At 64.3% G+C, this 6,729-nt stretch carries 6 protein-coding genes; 1 reads left to right on the top strand and 5 read right to left on the bottom strand.

The genetic code is table 11. The features are described 5' to 3' along the window. Nucleotides 1-77 precede the first annotated feature (77 nt). Nucleotides 78-1,364 (bottom strand): Hint domain-containing protein, encoded by a 1,287-nt coding sequence (locus tag M4578_RS07555; protein WP_258092851.1) that lies wholly within the window; start codon nucleotides 1,362-1,364, stop codon nucleotides 78-80. Between the two features lie 727 nt (nucleotides 1,365-2,091). Here M4578_RS07555 and M4578_RS07550 point away from each other — a divergent pair. Next, nucleotides 2,092-3,993, top strand: coding sequence for a propionyl-CoA synthetase (locus M4578_RS07550; RefSeq protein ID WP_258092850.1), 1,902 nt, complete (start codon nucleotides 2,092-2,094; stop codon nucleotides 3,991-3,993). 85 nt (nucleotides 3,994-4,078) lie between these two features. Here M4578_RS07550 and M4578_RS07545 read toward each other — a convergent pair whose 3' ends face one another. From M4578_RS07545 to M4578_RS07530, 4 genes are all read right to left on the bottom strand, one after another. Beyond that, nucleotides 4,079-4,927: a 2-keto-4-pentenoate hydratase gene (locus M4578_RS07545; protein WP_258092849.1), complete on the bottom strand. Its 849-nt coding sequence runs from the start codon at nucleotides 4,925-4,927 to the stop codon at nucleotides 4,079-4,081. 64 nt (nucleotides 4,928-4,991) lie between these two features. Further along, nucleotides 4,992-5,378 (bottom strand): SMU1112c/YaeR family gloxylase I-like metalloprotein, encoded by a 387-nt coding sequence (gene gloA2, locus M4578_RS07540; RefSeq protein WP_258092848.1) that lies wholly within the window; start codon nucleotides 5,376-5,378, stop codon nucleotides 4,992-4,994. A gap of 146 nt (nucleotides 5,379-5,524) precedes the next feature. After that, nucleotides 5,525-5,728, bottom strand: coding sequence for a CsbD family protein (locus M4578_RS07535; RefSeq protein ID WP_258092847.1), 204 nt, complete (start codon nucleotides 5,726-5,728; stop codon nucleotides 5,525-5,527). An 86-nt stretch (nucleotides 5,729-5,814) separates the two neighbouring features. Then, on the bottom strand, nucleotides 5,815-6,576 hold the full coding sequence (locus M4578_RS07530) for an NAD kinase (RefSeq protein ID WP_258092846.1): 762 nt from the start codon (nucleotides 6,574-6,576) through the stop codon (nucleotides 5,815-5,817). Nucleotides 6,577-6,729: the final 153 nt, after the last annotated feature.

Genomic DNA, 6,729 nt, shown 5'->3' with positions numbered 1-6,729 from the left:
GCGCAGCCCTCCCCCAGCCCCCCTCCCAGTCACCCCACCGGCCCGATGCGGCGAGCGGGGGACCTTCATCGGCCGGTTCAGAAATCGACCAGATGCTTGCTGTTCTTCGAGATGCGCTCGGACAGCCGCCGGGCCCGCCTGCCGGCGATGAGCGGCCGGGCGGCGGTGTATTGCGACATGTCCGGGAACAGCGCAAAGATCTCGCGGCGCGCACCGCTCGGCAGCGTCTTGAGGGCCTCGGGGCCCAGATACAGGCTTTCCGTCGCCGCGCCGCAGGAAAACACGATCTGGTGGCGGTCGAAGAAGAAATGCCAGTAGGTCAGGCTGCGGACATCCTCCGCGATCTCGATGCCGTCCGAGGCCAGAAGATGCTTGGCCGCGATCAAGACCTCCTTCTCGTTGAACATCCGCATCGCGACGGCATTGCTGATCAGCACGCGGTGCTGCGGAGAGACCAGGATGTCGCTGTCCGGCCGTCCGCGCCCCAGCGCATGGGCGCGGATGCGGATCGGCCGCAACTCGGGCCTGAGGTCGAGCGCCTCGGCGTCGAGCTGGCGGCAACCGATCCAGCGAATGGGCTGATAGCCGTTGTCCATGGTCATCACGAGCTTGCCGACCCGGAGCCGTTCTACCGGAACGTCGCCCGAAACGGTGGCCACCGGCGTGCCGGCCACGAAACAGGCCACGGCGGCGCCCGGAAAGATGAAGGTGTCGGCGCTCAGATAGGTCGCCTGATTGGCAAAGAACTCCGCCGCTTCATCCGCGGTCATCGGGACTTCGACATTGACGGACTGGGTCAGCAGGCCGCCATCGGATGTCAGGTGCAGGATACCGTCGTAATAGGCGCTTTCGGGTGGGCCGAGCAGGGTGGTGTCCAGTTCCAGGGTTCGGCCCTGGACGATGAACTCATCGGTCGCCTGCATCCCGGTGACATCGAAGGTTACCGGTGTGAGGCCGCCCAAAACCGAAAGCGTCGGGGGGGAGTAGGTGAAGGTTCCGGTGCCGGCCGGTCCGGAATAGGCGACCGAATAGTTGGTCAGCAGACCGCTCAGCGTGCCGAGATCGAGGGTCGAGGCGTCCAGGAACATGCTGGAGGTGTCGTAGACCTCGAACGTCATGCTGCTGAGCAGCGAGGCGTTGAGCAACCCGTTGTCGATGGTCAGGTTGCCGCTGTTCTGAACCGCGAATGTGGGGCTTGATGCCGCCTGGATGCCCACGATGGAGTCGATGGTGACATCGACGCCGTCCACCGTCAGGGAGCTGTTTCCCAGCGCCGTGATGTGAAGGACATCGCCGTCGCTCGCGTTGCCGCTGTCGATGACGTAGTCGGGATTTGCGAGCAGGTCGATTTCGAGGATCGCCATTGCCTGTCACCTTCGCAGGGGGCGGGCGGAGCAGGGCGGTTCTGTCCAGGGGCCGGATGGCCCCGTCAGCGTCCTGACCTGGCTGGGCGGGGTCGCGCGGCTCTGGCCGGTGGCAAAGGACATAAGGTCTGCGTCCACCGCCCGGACAAGGGGCGACGGCGCGCGATTCAACGATGTGAGATTCATTCCGTACTGCGCTCTGTGTTGTTGTTATCCGGAAACCCAAGGAACTCGGGACGAAACGGAGCTATTGGCCAGCCGAGTCGCTCGGCAGAGCTCTCCCATGGATTGAATTTACTTTTTCGTAAAACCTTAAAAGTTGTATACCCTACAATCTTTCAAAAGTATACGTAAAGTTGAATCTATTTGATTTGCTATTTCTAGTTTTTTGATTTTAAAGGAATTTTCTTGAAAAAAGATGTGAATTCCAGATCCAATGAGGTATTTTAGCACCTCATTTGCGCTGTGTGAAGGGGGAGGGCGTATTTACGCCCTGTAAGGATCTTGCTTGTGGGGTTTGCATTTCATCATTTGATGACTTTGCAAATCTGCGAAATATTCGCAGAATATCTCTTCTGGGTGGAATATTTGCAAAAATTTGCAGGGAAATTTTCGCTGAAAACGCAAATTTCCTGCGGTTTTCTGTCCTGTGGGGCGGTAACAGGCTTGCTCCCGAGGCGGTGGCGCAATTATCCCAAATGAACAGGTCGAAGAGGAGGAGCTTCCGATGGGCTACAAGGACGTATACGACGCGTGGAAATCCGACCCCGAAGGGTTCTGGATGCAGGCCGCGCAGGCGATCGACTGGGTCAAGGAGCCGTCGAAGGCACTCTTCGACAAGGGCGACGACATGTACGAGTGGTTCTCGGACGGCCTGGTCAACACCTGCTACAACGCCGTGGACCGCCATGTCGAGGCAGGCCGGGGCGCCGAAATCGCCATCATGCACGAAAGCCCGATCACCCATGCCACCAAGGGCATCACCTATAGCGAATTGCAGGCCCGCGTCGCCTCGCTGGCCGGTGCGCTCAAGATGCGCGGTGTGGAAAAGGGCGACCGCGTCATCATCTATATGCCGATGATCCCCGAGGCGCTCGAGGCGATGCTGGCCTGCGCCCGGATCGGCGCGGTGCATTCGGTGGTCTTCGGCGGCTTTGCCGCGCATGAGCTGGCCGTGCGGATCGACGACTGCACCCCCAAGGCGATCATCGCCGCCTCCTGCGGGCTCGAGCCGGGCCGCGTGGTGCATTACAAGCCGCTGCTGGACGAAGCCATCGAGGTCGCCGAGCACAAGCCGGAATTCTGCGTCATCTTCCAGCGCGAACAGGAAGTGGCCAAGCTGATCGACGGGCGCGATTTCTCCTGGCACGGGTTCCAGTATGGCGTGAAGCCCGCCGAATGCGTGCCGGTCGAGGGCAATCACCCGGCCTATATCCTCTATACCTCCGGCACCACCGGCCAGCCCAAGGGGGTGGTGCGCTCCACCGCCGGGCATCTTGTCGCCCTGCAATGGACGATGAAGAACATCTACAATATCGAGGCGGGCGACCGGTTCTGGGCGGCGTCCGATGTGGGCTGGGTCGTGGGGCACAGCTATATCTGCTACGGCCCGCTGATCACCGGCGCCCAGACCGTGGTGTTCGAGGGCAAGCCCATCGGCACCCCGCATGCGGGCGTGTTCTGGCGGATCATCCAGAACCAGCGGATCAAGAGCTTCTTCACCGCGCCCACCGCCCTGCGGGCCATCCGCCGCGAGGACCCGGACGGGGAATGGATCAAGCGCTACAAGCTGCACGACCTTCAGGCACTGTTCCTGGCGGGCGAACGTGCCGATCCCGACACGATCAAATGGGCGCAGAAACATCTGGGCGTGCCGGTGATCGACCATTGGTGGCAGACCGAGACCGGCTGGGGCATCGCCGCGAACCCCATCGGGATCGAGGAGCTGCCGGTCAAGCTGGGCAGCCCCTCGGTCCCGATGCCCGGTTACGACGTGCGCATTCTCGACGAGGGCGGTCACGAGGTCGCGCCGAACACGCTGGGCGCCATCGCAATCAAGCTGCCGCTGCCGCCGGGCACGCTGCAAACTCTGTGGAACGCCGAGGCGCGCTACAAGAAAAGCTATCTCACCCAGTTCCCCGGCTATTACGAGACCGGCGACGCGGGCATGAAGGACGAGGACGGCTATCTCTACATCATGTCGCGCACCGATGACGTGATCAACGTCGCGGGCCACCGCCTGTCCACCGGCGCGATGGAGGAGGTTCTGGCCTCGCATCCGGATGTGGCCGAATGCGCGGTGATCGGGGTCGGCGACGAGCTGAAGGGCCAGATGCCGCTGGGCTTCATCTGCCTCAGCTCGGGGGTGACGCGCGACCATGCCGAGGTCTGCAAGGAATGCGTCAAGCTGGTGCGCGACCAGATCGGCCCGGTTGCGGCCTTCAAGCTCTGCACCGTGGTGGACCGCCTGCCCAAGACGCGCTCGGGCAAGATCCTGCGCGGCACCATGGTCAAGATCGCCGATGGCGAGGCGTTCAAGATGCCCGCCACGATCGACGATCCGGCGATCCTCGACGAGATCCGGGTCGCGCTGCAGGGGCTGGGCTACGCCAAGAAGGTGCCCGCCTGACGCATCGGCGAAACCGTGACAAGACAAAAGCGCCGGTGATGCTCACCGGCGCTTTTTCATGTCGTGGGGGCGGGGGCCCGCGCGGTCACTCGACGAAGGTGACCGAAACCTCGGGATCGCCGGGCAGCCCGGTATAGCGCAGATTCGCGCCGCCGGGGGCCTTGGCCACGGGCAGCAGCGGGCCGAAGGAGCCGACGCTCACCACATCGCCGGGCTGGAAGGTGATGCCTTTCGACAGCAGCCACAGCACCGAGTTCACCGGGTTGCCCAGAACCGCCGCGCCGGGCGCCTCGGTCAGAACGGTGCCGTCCGCCGCCATCAGCGTCACGGTCATGCCCGCCAGCATGTTCAGCATGGCGGCGGGATCGCTGACCGCGATCTCGGGCCCCATGACGCCAAGGCGTGGGGCCACGCCCATGGCGGTCAGGGTCTCGCCGGTGATCGGCTCTCCCTTGGCCAGCGTCATGTCGGGCAGTTCGATGAACGGGCGGATGGCGGAAATATGGGCCATGGCCTCTTCGGGCGTTGTCGCCTGATTGATGGCCGCATCGCCGATCACCAGCAGCAGATCGGCTTCCAGCATCGGGATGGTGCCGAAGGCTGCGGGCACCTCGGCACCGGCCGGCAAGAGCATGTCGCGGTAGAGCACGCCATGCACGGGCTCGGTCACGCCAAAGCGGTCCTGCGCCGGTTTGCTCGTCAGCCCGGCCTTGTAGCCGACCACCGGCCCGAGGCTTTCTGCCAGCACCGCCGCCAGCTTGCCCTGGGTGCAGAGCGCATCGTCCATATCGCCCCCGGCGCCAAGCGCCCTGGCCGGGGTCCTGGACAGGTAGCTTTGCACAAAGGTCGCGATCTCTGCGTCGTTGGCGCAGTCGGCAAGGGCCGCCCCGCCAAGCGGGATGATGGCCAGCGCGGCCAGGAATGCGCGAAACATGAATGATCCTCCTCCCGGATAACGCGAGGAGACTGCCAGCCGGTTTCGCGTTTGGCAATCGCGCTCAGCCTTCGTAAAGCTCCAGCGGCAGCCCGTCGGGATCGGCGAAGAAGGTAAATCGCCTGCCGGTCAGCGCGTCGGTGCGAATGGGTTCCACCGTGACGCCCCGCGCTTCCAGCCAGTCCTTGGCTGCGGCCACATCTTCGACGGTAAAGGCCAGATGGCGCAGCCCCTTGGCCTCGGGATGAGAAGGGCGGTCGGGCGGGGTGGGGAAGCTGAAAAGCTCCAGTTGCCCACCCTCGGGCAGCGCGAGGTCGAGCTTCCAGCTCTGCCGCTCATCGCGCAGCGTTTCGGCGATCACCCGCAGCCCCAGAAGATCGACGTAAAACGCCCGGCTGCGGGCATAGTCGCCGCAGATCAGCGCGACATGGTGAATGGCCTTGAGCTGCATCCGGTCTCTCCACGGGGCGCCCGGAGGGCAGGGCGCCGTCGCGGGGCAGGGTAGGCCGGTGTCGGGCAGGGGGCCAGCCCCGTGTGGGTCCAAAGCAAAGGCCCCGGCACGGGCCGGGGCCTTCGGGCAGTGATATGAAAGGCGCGTCAGGCGGCCATATCCGCGAAAAACGCATCGACCTTCCGTTCGGCCTCGGCCTTGGCGAGACCGTAGCGCTCCTGGATGATCCCGACGAGCTGTTCGCGGTTGCCCGCCGCCCTGTCGAGATCGTCGTCGGTCAACTCGCCCCACTGCTCTTGTACCGAGCCCTTGAGCTGCTTCCATTTGCCTTGAACAATATCCCAGTTCATCGTTTCTCTCCCGTTCTGGAGTTTTCCCGCCTGCTTGCGGGCTTCAGACGGAAAACGAGGCCGGACGGGGAAAGGTTCCGACCCGTTCAGACGAACTGTTCGCGGATCAGCCGCTCTTCGAGCCCGTGGCCGGGGTCGAAAAGCACGTGATGCATGACCGAGGGTTCGGACCGAATCTCGACCCGCAGCACGTCGCGCACCGACTGGCTGTCGGCCTCGGCCATGACCGGGCGCTTCTCGTGTTCGAGCACCTCGAAGGTGACCTCGGCGGTTTTGGGCAGCAGTGCGCCGCGCCAGCGGCGGGGGCGGAAGGCGGCGACGGCGGTCAGCGCCAGCACATCGGCGCCGATGGGCAGGATCGGCCCGTGGGCGGAGTAGTTATAGGCCGTCGATCCGGCAGGGGTGGCGAGCAGCGCGCCATCGCAGACCAGCTCGGGCATGCGCAGCTTGCCGTCCACATAGATGGCCAGCCGCGCCGCCTGCGGGCCCGCGCGCAACAGCGAGACCTCGTTGATCGCCAGCGCCTCGTGTAGCGTGCCGTCGAGCTTGTGGGCGCGCATCGAGAGCGGGTTGATCACCGCCTCCTCGGCGGCGGCGAGGCGCTCTTCCAGCCCATGCTCGGAATATTCGTTCATCAGAAAGCCGACGGTGCCCCGGTTCATACCGTAGACCGGCACCGCCAGTTCCTGGGTGCGGTGCAGCGTGTGCAGCATGAACCCGTCGCCGCCAAGCGCCACGATCACGTCCGAGCCCTCTTCCGCATGATTGCCGTAGCGGCGCGTCAGCCCGGCCAGCGCGGATTGCGCGATGGGCGCGTTCGAGGCGCAGAAGGCGATTTTCAGCGACATGACTGTCCTTTGGGGTTTCCTCGGGTCGTCCCGCGGTTCCGAAACAAGCACAAGTTTTCCCGGGCCGCCAGCCATGCCGCGCGATAATTCCGATATGCCGCTTTGACGCCTTTGCGGCGACGCCGCTTTCCTTTACCTAGGCGCCACGTGACG

The sequence above is a fragment of the Salipiger pentaromativorans genome, from assembly GCF_024721115.1.
Taxonomy (GTDB): Bacteria; Pseudomonadota; Alphaproteobacteria; order Rhodobacterales; family Rhodobacteraceae; genus Salipiger; species Salipiger pentaromativorans.
Note: the sequence above shows the minus strand (reverse complement) of the source record. Positions and strands in the feature narration are given on the sequence as shown.